The organism is Coleofasciculus sp., assembly GCF_046539235.1.
Lineage (GTDB): Bacteria > Cyanobacteriota > Cyanobacteriia > Cyanobacteriales > Coleofasciculaceae > Coleofasciculus.
Map to the genome: position 1 here is coordinate 1 of NZ_JBKHHI010000026.1, position 19,300 is coordinate 19,300.

Annotated in this window: 8 protein-coding genes and 1 pseudogene; 7 read left to right on the plus strand and 2 right to left on the minus strand. The window is 44.0% G+C overall.

The features are described 5' to 3' along the window. Positions 1-595: 595 nt before the first annotated feature. Positions 596-1,413, plus strand: a pseudogene (locus ACLFWI_RS04420) (Rpn family recombination-promoting nuclease/putative transposase). A gap of 164 nt (positions 1,414-1,577) precedes the next feature. Further along, entirely contained in the window at positions 1,578-6,365 is a 4,788-nt protein-coding gene (locus tag ACLFWI_RS04425) for a hypothetical protein (protein ID WP_446411916.1), read from the plus strand. A 298-nt stretch (positions 6,366-6,663) separates the two neighbouring features. Here the strand turns inward: ACLFWI_RS04425 and ACLFWI_RS04430 are convergent, their stop codons facing one another. Together ACLFWI_RS04430 and ACLFWI_RS04435 are read right to left on the minus strand one after the other, a co-directional pair. Beyond that, complete coding sequence (locus tag ACLFWI_RS04430; protein WP_446411917.1) at positions 6,664-7,887, minus strand: acetate kinase; 1,224 nt, start codon at positions 7,885-7,887, stop codon at positions 6,664-6,666. 203 nt (positions 7,888-8,090) lie between these two features. Further along, a complete protein-coding gene (locus ACLFWI_RS04435) occupies positions 8,091-10,532 on the minus strand; it encodes a phosphoketolase family protein (protein ID WP_446411918.1) in 2,442 nt (813 codons plus the stop codon). Positions 10,533-10,907: 375 nt separating this feature from the next. Here ACLFWI_RS04435 and ACLFWI_RS04440 point away from each other — a divergent pair, with 375 nt between their 5' ends. The 5 genes from ACLFWI_RS04440 to ACLFWI_RS04460 all read left to right on the plus strand — a co-directional run bounded on the left by ACLFWI_RS04440 (position 10,908) and on the right by ACLFWI_RS04460 (position 19,099). Next, complete coding sequence (locus ACLFWI_RS04440) at positions 10,908-11,858, plus strand: PEP-CTERM sorting domain-containing protein (protein ID WP_446411919.1); 951 nt, start codon at positions 10,908-10,910, stop codon at positions 11,856-11,858. A gap of 183 nt (positions 11,859-12,041) precedes the next feature. Further along, on the plus strand, positions 12,042-15,458 hold the full coding sequence (locus tag ACLFWI_RS04445; RefSeq protein ID WP_446411920.1) for a PAS domain S-box protein: 3,417 nt from the start codon (positions 12,042-12,044) through the stop codon (positions 15,456-15,458). Between the two features lie 250 nt (positions 15,459-15,708). Next, positions 15,709-16,152 (plus strand): response regulator, encoded by a 444-nt coding sequence (locus ACLFWI_RS04450; RefSeq protein WP_446411921.1) that lies wholly within the window; start codon positions 15,709-15,711, stop codon positions 16,150-16,152. A 56-nt stretch (positions 16,153-16,208) separates the two neighbouring features. Further along, positions 16,209-17,723 (plus strand): ATP-binding protein, encoded by a 1,515-nt coding sequence (locus ACLFWI_RS04455; protein WP_446411922.1) that lies wholly within the window; start codon positions 16,209-16,211, stop codon positions 17,721-17,723. 374 nt (positions 17,724-18,097) lie between these two features. Then, positions 18,098-19,099, plus strand: a complete 1,002-nt coding sequence (locus ACLFWI_RS04460) for a hydroxyacid dehydrogenase (RefSeq protein WP_446411923.1) — start codon at positions 18,098-18,100, stop codon at positions 19,097-19,099. The last annotated feature ends 201 nt before the right edge of the window (positions 19,100-19,300 follow it).

The following is a 19,300-nucleotide window of genomic DNA, read 5'->3' on the forward strand; positions in this document are numbered from 1 at the left end:
AGACCAACAAAATTGGCGTCAGGCGGTGGCAAAAGTGGTGACAATTAATCAGGCGCCAGCGATGATGTTTATCAGTCAATTGTAGTGGAGATAGTCATTTGTCATTTGTCCTTTGTAAGAGTTTGATGGATATTTACATAATTTAAGGATTAGTCATTAAAATAGTCAGAGTATCAAGTTATAGCAGTAGACACATAGATTAGGACAAACGAACTGTTGTTCCAGACGTTGCATGCAACGTCTCTACCATAAGATGCGTCCTAACCACTATGGCGATTGCTATATACAAGTATTCCGATAAATTTAGGCGATCGCGAGTGTGTTAAGTTTTGATGAGATGAATCTACACGAGCCTATCTCTAGGGTAACATCAAGGATAGTTTATTCCCGGCAAAGCTAGATCAGCTATTCGGTATTTAAACCTTAATTTCAACAAGGGCAAAATCGTTGTAATGCGTTTAGCGAAGCCATGCCGCAGGTTTTGCATCTTGCTCGCTACCTATTCCTAATTTAACGGCGTGACAGCGTTTTAGTAAAAAATAGAAAGATGTAGCTAAAGTGTGGATTGTGCTGGAGTAAGGAGAAAAGCAATAGGTTGAGTTACGACAATGTATGTAAGTATCTGGCTGAACAATATCCAATTGCATTTGCCGATTGGTTACTTGCGGTGGAATCTCAGGAGGTTGAGGTACTCAAAACCGAATTGACTTTAGAGCCTATTCGTGCAGATGCTGTAAGCTTTCTGCGAATCGCTAATCAAATCTTGCATATTGAGTTTCAAACATTACCCTACTCTAACCAACCGATTCCATTCCGAATGCTAGATTACTCGGTAAGGTTGAAGCGACAATATCGGTGTGCTGTGGTGCAGGTGGTTATCTTTTTACAGGAGACAACCAATGAAGTGGCTTTTACTGAGGAATATCGAGATGACACAACAATTCACCGCTATCGAGTAGTTCGCCTGTGGGAACAAGAACCAGCACCATTTCTAGCTAATCCAACACTGTTACCTTTGGCGACATTGGCGCGAACTGATGAGCCTCAAGGGTTGTTGGCGCACCTTCCGGAGCAAGTCGCTAGAATTCCTAATAGAGAGCAGCGACAAGCAATGTCTAACAGCGATGTTGGAAGCCTACACCGTAATCTCTGATTCGGTGTAGGAGGATGTCACTTCGTCGGTTTTTGCGGGAGGATATGATGCGTGAGTCTGTAATTTATCAAGATATTCTGCAACAAGGGATATTTAGCTTGATTAGGCGTTTGATTGAGCGGCGACTGGGTAAAGTTGAGCCAGCATTAATTGAGCGGGTTAGGGAGTTACCTCCTGAACAGCTAGAGGCGTTAGGGGTAGCGCTATTGGATTTTTCTGAGGTGTCGGATTTAGTGGATTGGTTGGAGCAGGCGCAGTAAGATTACACAAGTGATAATAGAACAGTTGATGTGGTAAAGGACGATCGCATCGATTTTCTCCAAGCTCGATACCACTATAGCGATCGCGTATAGTAGAGAGAAGGAAACTCCAGCGCTATAACACCCTAACCTTTTCCAACACAGCCGTTTGAGAGAGATACGATATGCCTTTACCTGGTGGCGCAGCCGATAAAATTGGCAACCGCTATGAAGCTCGGTGGACTATTCATTGCATGATCGATGTGATGGATGAGAAAGCCGATTCCATCACCCTAGAAGAAATCGGTGAGGATGCTTTCGAGTTTTGCCTGCGTCGCAATACTGGGTTAGAGTATCACCAAGTTAAACGACAAAAAAGTGGACGTGGACGTTGGACAATAAAGGGTTTGGAAGATAAACAAGTTCAATTTCTATCAAACTTTTGGCACAAACTTCGTAATAATCCCGACGTTTCTTGTATTTTTGTCTCTACTCAAGATGCAGATGAACTAAACGAGTTAGCTGAACGAGCAAGAGATGCTGGATCGTGGACTGTATTTGAGCAAAAGTTCCTTAATAAGACACTATCAGGTCATTTCGATAATCTCCGTAAAAAGTGGTTCAATTGCTCTGAAACAGAGGCTTATCAAGCTCTCCAACATATTTTCATAGAAACAATTAGTGAAAAACTACTGGTTGATGCTGTAGAAAATCGCCTAGCTGCTTTGGTTGAGGGCAATCCAAAAATCATTAGAATTGAATTGGCTGAATTAGCTTTAAACAGAACTCATCAAGAATTGACATCATACGATATCTGGCATTACTTACTGGAAGAAAGAAGTTATCGTCGTCGTGAGTGGGGCAAAGATCCTCACGTTATTGCTGCTGTACATAAACTTAACAAGCGCTATGTTAATCGGCGAGAAAAAGAAGCGATCGCGGGAAACATAATCCCTAGAGATGAGGTAGATAGTATTGTTGATAAACTCACCTCTACAGAGAGTAAACAGGGTGTATTAGTTACAGGTGAAGCGGGAGTTGGTAAAAGTAGCGTTATTCTACAAGCTGTAACTAAAATCCGCCAAATGGGTACACCTCTGATAGCTTTTCGCGTTGATCGTTTAAACCCAACAGACTCCCCAGATAAGCTTGGGGAACAAGAAAATTTACCCGGTTCTCCGGCTCATGTTCTTGCTAATATTGCCCAGGGACGGGATTGTGTCTTAGTGATTGATCAGCTTGATGCTGTAAGTAGGGCTTCTGGTCGCAATACTCAATTTTTTGAATGTGTAGAGCAGATTATTGACCAAGCCCAAGCTTTTCCAGGAATGCGATTATTGCTAGCTTGTCGCAAGTTTGATTTGGATAACGACTACAGAATCAAACGGTTGACAGGTGAAAATGGAATCGCTGACACGGTTACTATTAGTCGCCTATCTCCTGATAAAGTCCGAGAAGTTGTTGCTGGATTGGGATTAGATATTAGGCACTTGAACAATAAACAGTTAGAGTTGCTCTCCCTTCCTCTACACCTCAGACTGCTAACAGAAGTTGCAGAAGGTTCTCATGTCAATATTCTCAGTTTTAACACAGTTAGAGATCTGTACGATCGATTCTGGGATTATAAACGAGACGTTATTGAAAAAGAACATTTGGGTCGTCCAGTTCAGTGGACACAAGTAATAGATGCTCTGTGTGATGAGATGAGTAATCGCCAGACGTTATCCGCAAAAGAAGGTGTTGTTGAGACTTGGCGTAGTGATGCTCAAGCCATGGTATCTGAACAGGTTTTAGTGAAGGAAGGTAAGCGGTATTCATTCTTTCATGAGGGATTCTTTGATTACGCCTTTGCGCGTCGCTTCGATGCTCGGAATCTTGAATTATTACCCTTTTTACTCAGCAGTGAACAGCATTTGTTTCGCCGCGCCCAAGTTCGACAAATTTTACTTCATCAACGTGAGGCAGATTTTGAGATTTACCTGGAAAATCTTAGAGAACTGCTGACTCATTCTCAAATCCGCTTTCACATAAAACAGGTTGTATTTGCCCTGCTAGAAGCATTAGATAATCCCAAAGAAGAGGAATGGGAGATTATCGCGTCGCTGATAGGTGAAAACGCTGATCCGATTACACAGCACGTTTGGCGCACATTGTTTAGTTCTCTTGCTTGGTTTCAATTGTTAGACGATCTGGGAATAATAGAACAGTGGCTCAGGGATGAGGAACGTGTTCAGCAAGCTGTAAACCTGCTATGGGTTAGGCAAAAACAAATACCGGATCGAGTGGCTGAGTTACTAGAGCCTTTTGTCGGTGTATCAGAAGCATGGAATGAGCGGCTCAGTAACCTGGTCAAAGGATCTAAAGTCAGTGCGGGAGAACGTTTCTTTAGATTATTTATACAGTTAATTAATCAAGGTGTTTTTGCTCAGAGTAACGGTGGAATTGATTTAGAAATGACCAAAAGTAAAAGTAATTATGAGCTTGACTTTTGGGACTTACTTTATTCAGTACCTGATCAACATAGTGGCTGGTCTTGTGAAGCAATTGCGTGTTATCTCAATCGGTATTTGGATATGAGCATTGCGGCTGGACAACCAAATCTATTTGATTCTAACTCCAGAATTCTACCGTCCAGTAAGTTGGACAACTCGGTTTTAAACAAGAGCGCACGTAATGCTCCACAAGCATTTATTGAACATCTACTTCCTTTTATACTTAGGCTTTTAGATTTAACAGCAATAAGGAACAATAATTTACCGTGGTCAGATCCGGTTTGGGATGAAAGGCAGTATGGTGGAGACTATGGTATTCATTATACCCTTTTAGAAGAGATGGCAATGGCACTATCTAGTTTTGCTGTGAACCATCCGGAAGATTTTGCCATCCTCGCTCAAAAGCAACTCCGTCACTCTAATTATGAAACCATCCAATTTTTATTGATTCGTGCTTATACGGCTAACGGAGAAAGATTTGCTGATGAAGCAATCGATTATCTATGTGAGGAAACAGTAAGACTTAAAAGAGGAGGATTAGTATGTCGGAATGCAATCATTCATACCGAACCTTTCTTGTTTACTCAACTTTTACTGCAAGCAACAACTCCCTATTGTTCTGAAGAAAAGCTAGCCAATTTTGAAGCTGTAATTCTCAACTACTACCCAGACTTTGAAATAAGTTATGAAGGTCTTCGAGTTCGAGGTCATGATCAGTTAATTTTATTAAGTTATATTGATTCAGGGCGACTCAGTGAGGTAGCTAATCGTAGGTTACAAGAGTGGAGAAGAAAATTTAACGGTTTAATAGAATTACCCGATCAAATAGAGCCACCGACAGCTATAAAAGCTTCTTTTGTGGGTTCTCCAATACCTCCACAAGCAGTAATGCAAATGACTGACGAGCAATGGCTAAAAGCTATTTCTCGTTATGACTTAAATGAACCAAACTCGTGGTTTCAGCGTCAGGGAGAATTGGTGGGTGGAGCCTCTCAACTATCTAGTCTTTTGGAAAGCGCAGTTAAAAAGGAACCCGAACGCTTTGCTGAATTGATATGGCAGTTTCCAGATAACGCCAATTTATCCTATTTTAATGCCGTTTTAAGTGGTATTGCTGAAGTAGAACTAGACGTAGAAACTGCATTTAAAGTATGTCAACGCTGTCACCAACTACCCGGACAGCCTTGTGGTCACTTAATTAGGGCTTGCTGCATGAGTGTGGAAGGTAGACAAGATTTGGATTTCAAGCCATTTTTCTCCCCAACAAGTGCAAGGTTTTTGCACTACCCGCCTCAAAATCCTGGGATTTCCGCCTGCGTAAGTGCCGAATTTTACCTCACCAGAGGTTTGAAACTGTTGCCTGTTGCCTGTTGCCTGTTGCCTCTCGCCACCACAAGACTTATTCAGCAGACCCTAATTACTTTGATGTTCCAAAGATTAGCTAATTTGCCTTGGGGTAAAAATGCTTTCGATATTGTAATTGAGTATGCTTTAGAAAATAAAGATAAAGAACATTTCAGTGTCCAAATTGTCTGTAGAAATAATCTTCTTAACGCCGGACTAAATTCTACACGAGGCAGTGCTGTAAGCGCGATCGCTAAACTCATTTTTGCGGATAAAAACCGTGCGGCTTATTTTAAACAACCGCTGCAAAAAATAGTACAAGACTCGTCCATGGCGATTAGAGCCTGTGCTGTAGAGGCACTAACCGCTATGTTGAATTATGACCGAGACTTGGCTGTCAGTTTGTTCCAGCAACTCTGTGATACAGAAGATGAACTTCTGGGAACAACAACGATTGGACATTTTTTATACTATGCTTTACCCACTCATTTTGGTGATTTAGCCGCAATTCTGGAACGAATGATTATGTCTGAGTTGCCAGAAGTTGTAAGGATTGGCAGTAGACAAGCCTGTGTAGCTTCTCTAAATATCGAAGAGGCGCGTTGGTTAGCTGAACTTTGCCTGTCTGGTACAGAAGCTCATCGAATGGCTGCTGCTGAGATATTTGTTGCTAATTTTCGCCACGCACATTTTCGGGAATTTTGTGAGAACGCTTTGAGGCAACTGTTTAATGATTCGAGTAACGATGTTCAATTTCAATCCGCTAGGTGCTTTTGGCAGTTGGAAGGAAAAGAACTAGGTGATTATGTTGGTTTAATTGAATCATTTGTTGACAGTACAGCTTTCGATACTCACTATAAAAAATTAATCCATGCCTTAGAAAAGACAACGGCTAAACTACCAGACGATGTGACTTATCAGATTTGCGATCGCGTCCTCGATAGGTTGAGGTCAGATGATGCTAATATTAGGTATCATAGCGCATTGAAGGCAGACGGGATTAGTTCATTATTGGTGAGATTGTATAGCCAAACGAAAAAGCCGGAGTTACAATCGCGCTGTCTTAATCTTGTTGATCTGATCGCTAAGAATGAAAATTACAAATTAACTAAAACGCTAACGGAGTATGAGCGTTAGAGACTCATAGCAGGGCGCAAGCCTTGCGCCCCTACAGGAGACGAATACAAGCTGTGGGTTGGGTTGACGCATGTTACCTAAGGGAATCTAGGGCTAAAGCCCTTACTACAAGCTATATGGAGCATTTGTGCGTAAGTCCGGGCTAAAATGCGTTTAAACCCCTTCACCAAATTGTTACGAGTCAAGGAACGAACATGAATAAGATAATTTCTCAATTTATGGGGGAGAAGGGCGGGTTTTGTTGTTCAGTTATTTCTGAATAGCTGACTGTAGTTCCTAAACCCGCCCCTACAGATTTTCACGACTTAACTGACTTCCTCACCATGTTCCAACAGGATTGGGCGATCGCCCAGTCTTCTTGGGTATGAATCACAAACACGCGCACGCTTGAATCTTCTGTGGAAATATCTGCATCTACGGGATTTGTTTCATTCTTATTTGAGTCAATTTTAAGTCCCAAAAACGCTAAGGCGTCACAGGCGGCGGCTCTCACAGTGGCTTGATGTTCGCCAACCCCGCCGGCAAAAACTAATACATCTAATCCGCCTAAAGAGGTTAACATTGCCCCTAAATAGAAGCGTAAACGGTGGATATAAACATCCAAAGCGAGTTTAGCTTGTTCATTACCCGCCGCGATCGCGTCATTGATTTGGCGCATATCACTACTCACTCCCGATAACCCTTTTAATCCTGATTCTTTGTTCAGCAAATGCTCTAATTGATCCGCATTATACCCCTGTCGCATCAGTTGAATTAAAATCGAAGGGTCAATTGAACCGGAACGCGAACCCATCATTAATCCTTCTAAAGGTGTATAACCCATAGTTGTATTAATACTGATACCATCCCGAATGGCGGCTAAGGAACACCCATTGCCTAAATGACAGGTAATTACTCGTAACGATTTAGCCTTTTTTGTCAACAACTGGGCAACTCGTTCCAGGCAATATTGATGACTTATCCCATGAAAACCATAACGACGTATCCCTTGATCCAGCCAATCTTTGCCACCCGGATAAATCGCAGCAGGTAAGGGCATTTGAGCATGAAATGAGGTATCAAATACAGCCACTTGGGGCATATCGGGTAAAATATTCTCAATCGCCTCAATTCCTTCTAGATTGACTGGATTATGGGATGGCGCTAGGGGAGACAGAGACGCGATCGCATCTTTCACTTCAGCATTAATCAACGTCGGTTGATGGTATTTATCGCCGCCATGAACCACCCGATGTCCGACTACATCAATTTTACTCAGTTGGGAAATAACTTGAGTTTGACCGCGCCAGAGTGTATTTAGCATTTGAGAAATCGCCTTAATTCGGTCATCGGTGGTTAGGCGTTCCTCTATTGATTTTCCTTGAGAATTATTAACTTTTAAAAGCTCTGTATCTGATTGTTCAGTCCAATCAATTTTGGCTTCCCAAATTGGTTCTGGTGAAGAATTTGGTAAAGATTCGCCAATCTCATACAAACAACTTTTTTGAGTACTTGAACCCGCATTTAAGACTAAAACTTTCATCGGTGATTCTGATAACAAATTAAATGGAGGGTGGGGTGGGGGCGGGTTTAATCCAATCTAGGTGCGCCAAAAAGGATAATAGTGAAACCCGCCCCTACAGACGAATCTTAATCCTATTGCCTATTCCACACCGAGCGAAGCCGAGGTGTTCCCCATTCCCTAACCAATGACAAATGACAAATGACAAATGACAAATGACCAAATTAACACCATTGCCAATTGGTAATCTCTTCTGGATCTTCGCCATGCTCACAGATATACTGCCAGTGAGCCGCTAGCACATATTCATAGTGACGCACCCGGTCATTTGCCCGTGCAGACACACGCGGATTTTTCTGGGCGGCTAAACGAATCGCTTGCATAATTAAGTGATAACGACTCGTACCATTACGAACCTGCATATCAAAGGGTGTAGTGGTTGTCCCTTCTTCCCGGTAGCCATTAATTTGGAATCGCTTAATCGTTGGACGCCCAAACAGCATTTGTTTAATCAACGACGGATAACCATGGAAGTTTATAATCACGGGTTTATCCGGGGTGAATAGGGCAGTAAACATGTCGTCATCTAACCCGTGAGGATGAGTGGAATTTTGTTCGAGAATTAATAAGTCTGTCACGTTAACCACTCGCACCCGTAACTCCGGTAATTCCTGTCTGAGGATTTGCGCGGCTGCCATGACTTCTAACATGGGACAATCGCCAATTCCTACCAGTACCACATCCGGATCAACTCCATCATCGGTACTCGCCCATTGCCAAACTGAACCCCCTGCCCGACAATGTGCGATCGCGTCTTCCATGGATAACCATTGCGGCAGAGGATTTTTGTTGGCGATGACTAAATTGACATAGCCTGTACTCTGCAAGCAGTGGTCAATCGTACTCAAAAGACAGTTGGCATCTGGGGGTAAATACACCCGGGCATAGTCAGCTTGCTCATCCAAGACACTATTAATAAAGCCCGGATTTTGGTGGGAAAACCCATTATGTTCCTGTCGCCACAGGGTTGAGGTTTCTAAGTAATTCAGAGACGATACAGGCGGACGCCACGAGAATTCCTTAGAGTATTTTAAGAACTTGGCATATTGATCCATCATCGTGGTGACAATGCCCAAAAATGCCTCGTAGGAGGGGAATAAACCATGTCGCCCGGTGAGGAGATAGCCTTGTAAAAAAGCCTGACAGGTATGTTCACTCAGTAGTTCGATAATCCGTCCCCCATCCGGTCCAATCTCGCCATCAAAGGGTTCAGTGGGCCACTGATAGTTCCGCTGAGTAACGTCGAGGACTTTATAAAGACGGTTGGATTCGAGTTCGTCGGGGCAGAAAATCCGGAAGTTGCTGGGATTTTGCTGAATCACATCCCGGAGGTATTCTCCGACTCTGTAGGTATTACTCACACTTCTTTCACCCCGTTTACACCCTTGGGCGGTTTCGGGGTGTTCTACAGGAACCGCGTAGTTAAAAATATCCGGTAACTCCAAGGGTTGACGCATGCGCCCGCCGAAGGTGTGGGGATTGCTGCCCATGCGTCGTTCCCCTTGAGGACATTGGTCTAAAATGTCGGGTAAGGGTTGTCCTTTTTCGTCAAAGAGTTCCTCAGGATGGTAGGAACGGAACCAATTTTCCAGCAGTTCTAGATGTTCGGGATTACTCTTCACCCCTTTGAGCGGAACTTGGTGAGACCGGAAATTCCCTTCAATCGGTACACCGTCAGCTTCTTTAATCCCTGTCCATCCTTTTGGCGATCGCAAGATGATTAGGGGCCAACGGGGTTTGCTGAGGCGGTTTCCAGAACGGGCGGCTTGTTGAATCCGACAGATTTCCTGATATGCCCAATCCATTGAAGCATACATATCAGCATCCAAGTCCGCATCTTCGACAATCCGCACTTGATACCCATACCCGGTAAACAGATGCAGTAATTCCTCATCACTCATCGTGCCAAAAATAGACGGGCTGGCGATTTTATAGCCATTCAGGTGCAAAATCGGTAAAACTGCCCCGGATTCAGTCGGATCAATGTATTTCGTACTATGCCATGCTGTAGCGGTGGGTCCGGTTTCTGATTCGCCATCGCCAACGATACAAGCTACCACTAGATCTGGGTTATCCATTACCGCCCCAAATGCTGTCGCCAAGGCGTAGCCTAGTTCACCGCCTTCGTGAATAGTGCCCGGAATCCCCGGATACAGGTGAGAGGGAAAGCCACCGGGCCAAGAAAATTGCTTGACTAGCTGATACACTCCTGCTTCATTCAAGCTAAGGTCATCATAATAATCCTGTAAAGATCCTTCTAGGTAAAGATTGGCAAGGTTAGCGGGCGCACCATGTCCGGGTCCAGTTACCAGAAACATGTTGGCATCGTAACGCCGGATCAGTCGGTTGAGATGGGCATAGACTAGGTTAATGCCGGGACAAGTCCCCCAGTGACCCAGTAAACGGTCTTTGATATGCTCAGGTTTTAAGGGTTCGCGTAAGAGAACGTTATCTTTGAGATAAATTTGAGTCGCCGCTAGGTAGTTAGCTGCACGGCGATATTTTGCGATCGCGTCGAGTTCTGCACCCTGATTTTGCCGGACTTGGGCAACGGGAATTTCCGGTTGAGATAAGGAAGCTTTGGGTGTTGAAGTGGTTATGGTCATAATTTATAAATTCAAATTACAGGAAATTTTGACTGGCGTTGCTAGCGGTACTCGTCTGCTGTGAAGTTTACCTAAAGTTTTCCGGGGAATTCTCCTACTTGGGATAGATCATGCCTTTTTGTACATGCACAGGAGTAGAGCCATGCCACTGCACGTCTGTCAATTGTCGGGGCGGGTTTAGGAACTAAAACTCAAGCCAAAGCCGATAACTGAACCACAAAACCCGCCCAAATTCATAAGTCAAAAATGGGTTATTTTACAGATACATTACAAAACTTTATTTTTGTTTACCTAGTTTTTACATAAATCAACATAAAAGAGGGGGATTGAAGCTGAGTAATTAGTAAAAGAACTCGGCTAGGAACATTTTCCCCTATGAATACCTATTCAAAATGGATGACTCAACTCTCTACTCCTTTGTTCACGAAATGTCTACCATTGGTGGGAACAATCCTAGCCGGACTTAGTTTCGCCTCATCAGCTTCAGCCGTTACTCTCAGTAATGGTTCATTAGAGGTAACGATTAGGGATGATAACGGGGCAATTGATGCACTTATATTTGATCAAAAAAGTTTCTTCCGTAGCGACTTTTTTAATCCAGGACAGCCGGTCTCTGATTTTGGCTTTCAGAATGGAGCAAATCCGGCTACGTTTACGATAAACACAACCACAGGAATGACGCAACAGCCTGTTACTGTTTCCCAAGTTGGTAAATCGGTAGTCGTTATCGGTACCTATACAGGAGGTGATGCGACTGTTGATTTTAGGCGCATCTATTCCCTAGTAGATGAATTCAATGCTTTGCTTATTAAAACCGATTTAGTTAATCAGGGTTCAGCCGTTGAGCTTCGATATTTTGATACGTTTGACCCCGACCAAGGTATTGATCAATGTCATGGTTTCGAGACATTTAATCATGTCTTGACACTGGAAACGGCTGCTGGAATCGCTAAGGTGGCTCAAGCGACGGAGTTGGGAGGTTTAACGGTTATTGTAGGTTCATTAGACGCCAAAGCTACCGTTGGTGCCGATCTGGGTTTATCTATTAATAATGGGTTTGAGTTAAACAGTTTCTTTAATACCCCCGATGATCCGAAGGGAACCTTTGCCGATGTTGGCATACATATTGGGGGTCAAGATTTACTGATGGCGGCGGGTGAAACGGCTTCTTTTGAATATATTCAAGGTTATGGAAAATCAGTCGCCGACGCGCAAGCAGAGTTTAAGTCAGCGGTGGCGGCTACGGTTCCGGAACCGTCTTCTCCACTCGGTTTACTCGCCGTGGGGAGTTTGGGTTTGGGGTTATCTCGGAGGTTAAAAGTCTAAGGTTGAATTAGATCCCCAACTTCTTCCAAAAGTCGGAGACCGAGTGGATGATAATGCGATATGCTGATCAGAGTCTGCCTATTTCCAGAGGCGACAGGGTTGCTCTATAGTAATATATAATATATCTCTCCTGCTCCCAGATGTGCCGTGGTACGTCTTTACTCTAAATAAACTTGACAAATTGTGATTAACACTCCTGTGCATCTGCTCCTCGTTGATGAGGACCCAGATGAACGAGCCTTAATCATTCGTCAATTGCAGCAAGAGTTTTCCGCACTGTACGTCGCCCAGCCGACCAATGCTAAAGACCTAAATCAGGTACTTTTAGAGGGTCATTTCGATATCGCGATCGCGGACTATGAACTTCCTGGGGCGACGGGTATAGCTGTATTGAAGCAGGTTAAACGCCTGCAACCCGCTTGTCTATTTATTATGTTCACCAGTCAAGACAGTGTAGAACTCGCTGTATTGGCAATGAAGGCGGGTCTAGATGACTATATTATTAAATCGCCGTCCCATTATAAAAAACTGGTGACAGCCGTTCGTGCTGCGTTAGCACCTAAGCTACAGTCTCAATCCCCTCAGCCGGAAACGACTCAATCTGTCGCCCTTTCCCAGAACCTGCAACTGATCGCCACACTCCAAGCCAGGGTCACTCAACAAACAGCAATTGTGCGGTTTAGTCAATATGCCTTAAGGGGGATTGACATTGATTCGTTAATGAACTGTGCGGTGACTATTTTGGCAAAAACTCTCGACCTAGACTATGCCAAAGTTCTGGAATTACTTCCTCATGGCAAAGCCTTATTGTTGCGGGCGGGTGTAGGTTGGCAGGTTGGTTTAGTCGGTCAAGCTACTGTAGAGACGGAAACCAATTCTCAAACAGGCTATACTCTCCTGTCTCAAGAACCAATCGTGGTCGAAGATTGGCGAACAGAATCGCGATTTTCTCCTCCGCCTCTATTACGCGATCATGGGGTTGTCAGTGGGATGAGTGTGATTATCCCGAATGTCTCGTCGGTGAGACTAAGGGAACTTAGACATTGGGAGACGACAATTCCCAACCCAGAAAATCAACCCTTTGGTATTTTGGGCGTTCATAGCACAGTTTACCGCCAGTTTAGCCAAGATGATATTAACTTTTTACAAGCGATCGCGAATATTCTCGGTGCAGCCATTGACCGTTGTCAACAAGGGGAACGATTACGGATACTGGAGAGTGCAGTTAATGCGAGTAGCAATGGGATTTTAATTAGTGATCCCCATCAACCGGATAACCCAATTATTTTTGTCAATTCTGGGTTTGAACGACTCACAGGTTACAGCGTCGCCGAAATACTCGGTCGTAACTGTCGTTTCTTGCAGGGAGATGACTCCAATCAAGTCGGCGTGGATGAATTACGACAGGCGATTGCAACACAAAGAGACTGTCAAGTAACCTTGCGGAACTATCGTAAAGATGGTTCTTTGTTCTGGAACGATCTCTATATCTCACCCGTGCGAAATTCCCAGGGAAAGTTAACTCATTTTCTCGGAGTTCAGACAGATATAACGAAGCAAATATTAGGGTTAAAACGCCTAAGCCAACAAGCTCAACTTCTAGACTTAGCTAATGATGCGATTATGGTGCGGGATTTAGAGGGCAGAATTACCTACTGGAATCAAGGGGCGCAACGTTTGTATGGTTGGAGTAGTCAGGAAGCTATTGGACAAAATGCTCACCAATTGCTGCACACGATTTTTCCCCAGGCTTTAAGCGAAATTAAAGCTCAATTATGGCATCAAGAATATTGGCCCGGTGAGTTAATTCAAAATACACGAAACGGGAATCAGATTACCGTCGCTAGTCGTTGGACATTACAGCGAGATCCTCAGGGGAATCCATTAGCGATTTTAGAAATTAATCATAATATTACCGAATATAAGCAGGCAGAGAAAGCCCTGCGTCAGAGTGAACAACGATTCCGGCTGGCGGTGAATCATAGTCCGGAGATGTTTGTGATCTATGATGCTCAGCGACGGTTTATTTTTGTAAATACGAAAACAATTGAGCGCACGGGCAAGTCGTTAGCGGAGTATCTGGGACACAAGGATGAGGAAATTTGGTCACCGGAGGTTACAGATTCCTATTTACCGACACTCAAGCGGGTGATAAAAATCCGCATTCCCCAGACGGTAGAAACCACAATTCGGTTACCGAATACTAACCCTTTCACCACCGTAATTAAGTATGTGCCGATGTTGAACGAGTTAGGGGAAATTGTGCAAATCCTTGGCTTCACCTTCGACATCACCCAGCGCAAGCAACTTGAACTCCAATTGCGACAAACAATTGACCGCCTGCAAACCTTACAAGCCATTGACCAAACCATTCTCGCGGAGCAACCACCGTCCGTGATGGCTCAAGTGGCTTTAGCCAATTTAAAATACCTGCTACCTTGTACTCATCTGAGTGTGATGATTTTTGATTGGGACTCTCGGCAAGCGACACTCTTGGCGACTGATGGTGAGACGGAAAACCCAGCCGGAACAACCATTGATCTAGAACCGTTTACCCCTCAACTGGCTCAATTAGCTGATGGTAAAATTCATCAACTCCAACAGATAGAGATTGTACCCTTATTGCGACCCATGGTGCGAGTCTTGCTCTCACAAAATGTATCATCCTTCCAGGTTATTCCGCTCCGAAGTAAGCAGGGATTAATTGGCACGCTCAACCTAGAGTTCAGTGGGGACAATGCCCTTGATGACGAAGGTAAGACCATTGTACAACAGGTGGCAAATCAACTCGCGATCGCGATCGCTCAATCCCGATTACAACAGCAGCTTAAACGCTACACAACGGAACTAGAAGAGCGGGTGAGTGAACGAACTCAGGAATTACAAGCCATCAATGGGGAACTCGAAGCATTCTCCTACACCGTTTCCCACGATCTCAGAGCGCCGTTACGGGCAATGCAAGGGTTTGCTAATGCCTTAGTTGAAGACTGCGGTTCCCAATTAGATTCAATCGGTTTAGACTATGCTCAACGGATTATCACGGCTGCCCAGCGTTTGGACGCAATGATCCAAGATTTACTCGAATATAGTCGCTTGGGGCGGCTGGAATTCCCCCTCAAGCCGATTAGTTTAGATTCCATTGTGGCACAAGCACTCTTCCAGCTCCAGGCAGTCATCAACAACACAAATGCCCAAATTAAGGTAGCCCAGAAAGGAGTAATACCCTTGCCGGAAGTTTTGGGTCATCGTGGTACACTCATCCAAGTTGTATCCAATTTGATTGCCAATGGGATCAAGTTTGTCCCGGAAACAGTGCAGCCTCAGATACAGGTGTGGGCAGAAGAACGACAAGATGTAAAGGGTTGTACATGGATACGACTCTGGATCGAGGATAATGGAATTGGCATTGAGCCGGAATACCAAGAAAAGATTTTCCTGGTATTTGAACGCTTACACGGTCGTGAAACTTATCCCGGTAGTGGTATTGGTTTAGCCCTTGTCCGTAAAGGTATGGAACGTCTAGGAGGGCGTTGGGGAGTTGAGTCATCACTCCATCAAGGAAGTCGATTTTGGATTGAGGTGCAAAAAGCAATACCATGATACATCTTTTATTGGGTAGGGGCGGGTTTTACTGATAACATTTGCCTGTAAGTAGGTCGGTGGAAATAAAGCGAACTATGTTAAGTTCTGTGAATGTTCCTCAAACCCTTACCGTTCCCTGTTCCCTGTTAAGCAGTTCCCTAATCTCAACCGTTAACTTTAATTGTCCCCACCTACTTAAAGCGATAACTTGACTAAACCCGCCTTCCTCAGTCTTTGAGCATTTTGAGTAAGTTTTACGGAGAAGATTATGAGCGGCAAACCTTCTAATATCTTACTCGTTGAAGATGATGATAATGATGTTTTCCTAATTCAGCGTGCATTTAGACGTCTCAATTTACCTCATTCACTGCAAGTTGTCACAAACGGAGAGGAGGCAATCAGTTACTTAAACAGCAAAGCACCGTATAATGACCTAAAACGTTATCCTATTCCGGCTCTTATCTTACTAGATTTAAAACTGCCTCGTAAATCCGGTCTAGAAGTTTTAGCTTGGATTCGACAGCAACCTCAGTTAAAACGTCTATTAGTTGTGGTGTTAACGGCATCCAAAGAAACCCCGGATATTAATAAAGCTTATGATCTCGGCGCAAATTCTTATTTAGTCAAACCTGTAAATTTCCATAATTTTTTAGAAATGATTCGTACTCTCGATCTGTATTGGTTAATGTTCAACGAAAAACCCATGGTTTGAAATAGTGAAATCCCGCCTAAACAAAACTAAAAACTTCCCCAATACCCAATTAACAAATGATATATAACGATCCTGTAAGAATCCTGCTAATTGACGATAACCCCGATGATCGCATGCTAGCGCTACACAGGCTAGAGCAGGAGTTTGACCACCTAAAGTCTCAAGAGATTACCGATATCAGCGAACTCGAACAAGCATTAGCCGAGAGACAGTTTGATATCGTCGTCACCGATTATAGCTTGCGTTGGAGTGATGGTTTAAACGTACTGCACCAAGTCAAGCAACGGTATCCAGATTGCCCTGTAGTCATGTTTACCGGGACAGGAAACGAAGAAGTTGCTGTTGAGGCGATGAAGTCGGGACTTGACGATTATATTATCAAATCCCCTCAGCATTATACTCGTCTCGCCGCTGCTGTGCGAGCAGCCTGGGAGCGCTCTAAGCAACATCAAGCCTTTAAGGAGGCGCAACAGCGATATCAACAACTCTTTGAAGGAGTGCCAATCGGACTGTACCGGATGACGCCAACGGGTCAAATTATTGAAGCCAATACCGCCCTGTTACAACTGTTAGGATATCCCAACCTAGAAGCTTTGCTGGACAAAAATATATCCAATCACCTTGTTGATCCCAAAACCAACAACCTATGGCATAGTCAGATAGACTCAGGCGGAGTGGTGCGAGACTTTGAGATGCTCATGCGTCGGTGTGATAATACGATGATTTGGGTACGCTACAATGCTCGTGCTACTCGCAATGATCAGGGTGAAGTCATTTACTATGAGGGCGCGATTGAAGATGTCACCCAGCGCAAGCAAATGGAAGCAGAACGGGCTGAATTGCTTAAAAATGAACAAGCCGCCCGGGCTGAAGCTGAAACCGCGAATCGCCTGAAAGATGAATTTTTAGCCACCCTATCCCATGAATTGAGAACGCCCCTAAATGCGATTCTAGGATGGGCGGGACTCTTGCGAAGAAAGCAACTGAGTCAAGACCAAGTAGAGCGGGCGTTAGAAGTAATTGAACGCAATGCTAAGTCTCAAGCCCAGCTTATTGATGACTTGCTGGATGTGTCGCGGATTATTCGGGGTAACTTGCGCTTAACTGTGATCCCTGTTGACTTGCAGCAGGTTATCAACGCCGCCATTGATACCTTACAACCCGCCGCCGACGCTAAAAGTATTCAGATTGACTCATTTTTAGCACCAAGCCAGAGGGTGATTAAGGGGGATAGCGATCGCTTACAGCAAATTGTTTGGAATCTTTTGTCGAATGCGATTAAGTTTACCCCAACTCACGGACAAGTCAAGGTTTATTTGGAATGGTTAGAAAATGCGGTACACATTCGGGTGCAAGATACGGGGAAGGGTGTGTCTGTTGACATTGCGCCTTACATTTTTGACCGCTTTCGCCAAGCTGAAGGCTCAATAACTCGTTCCCATGGCGGATTAGGACTAGGATTGGCGATTGTACGTCATTTAGTTGAACTGCATGGGGGAACCGTGTGGTGCGAAAGTGATGGAGAAGGAAAGGGAGCCACTTTTATCGTGGAACTACCCCTCAAATCTTAAGCAGACGCTGAGAGCGTCGGTTTGTCTAACCCCAGTTAACCGTCACAAAAAATAGTAATTGTCGGGGCGGGTTTAGCCATTTAATTTTGATCCTCACCGATAACCTCTCAACAAAACCCGCCCTTCGTCATACTGGCTTCGTAGTGAGGGCTTCAGCCCTCTTCAGCTAAGACATCGGTCAAGAAACTGGGTTTCTTTGGGTGAAAGCTTGTCATCCTCACGAGCAACCCGGTTTCTCATAATACTTGACCGACGCTCTAGGGAAGTTTATACCCTGAGATAGAAACCATACAGCCACAACTTTAGGATAATAAAGCATCAATATTTGATGAATTAATCGAAAAAAGCAAACTTGAGCAAGAGAAGGTAAAATCATGAAAATCATTGCTTTCAATGTTGAAGACTGGGAACGCGATATCTTTCAAAAACTGAGTCCCTTTCATCAAGTTGAATGTGTGAATCAGTCACTGACTACAGACAACGTCAGCCATTATGCAGATGCCGATATTATTTCCACGTTTATCTACTCAGATTTAAGCGCCGATGTTTTAAAACAATTTAACAATCTGCAAATGATCGCCACGCGATCAACAGGATTTGACCACATTGATACTGACTATTGCCAAGAACATGGCATCAAAGTCTGCAACGTACCCACCTACGGTGAAAATACTGTTGCTGAACATGTTTTTGCACTGCTATTAGCTCTCAGTCATAATTTAATCGAGGCGACTGATCGCACTCGCAAAGGTGATTTTTCCCAGGTAGGGCTTCAAGGCTTCGACTTGCGGGGTAAAACTTTGGGGGTAGTGGGTACAGGAAATATTGGAGAATGCGTGATTGAAATCGCCAAGGGATTTCGCATGGAGGTTGTAGCGTTTGATGTGAAACCAAAAGAAGAATTGGCGTCGCGGCTGGGATTTCGGTATGCCGAAATGAAAGAAGTCTTATCCAGTGCCGATGTTGTCACCTTACATGTTCCAGCAAATCCGAAAACCCATCATCTGATTTCTACTGAACAATTTGACGCTATGAAAGAGGGTGTTATTTTAATTAATACCTCTCGTGGATCTATAGTAGATATCAATGCCCTATTGCAGGCGTTGGCTGAGGGTAAGGTGGCTGCAGCGGGTTTGGATGTGCTACCCGAAGAACCTGTAATGCGCGAGGAAGCAGAACTGTTGCGATCGGTTTATGGCAAACAGCACGATTTAGAAACCTTACTGGCGGATCATGTTTTACTGCGCTTACGGAATGTGATTGTTACTCCTCACAGTGCTTTTAATACCAAGGAAGCCGTCCAGCGGATTATAGATACAACGGTTGAAAATATTGTCACATTTGCCGACGGCAATCCTCAAAATGTCGTAGCCTAATAGATGGTATTTAGTGAAGTTCTCCCCAGCGGAATAAATCATTGATGAATCAATCAACACATCCTACCCTAATTCTAGGCGGTGGCTTTACCGGCTTATTTACAGTCCTGCATCTAAGTCATCAGAAATACGGCTCTTCTTGAGATGGGGGAACTTTTAAACCTTTAGATAGATAAGCTGGGAAATTAAAATCGAATATCA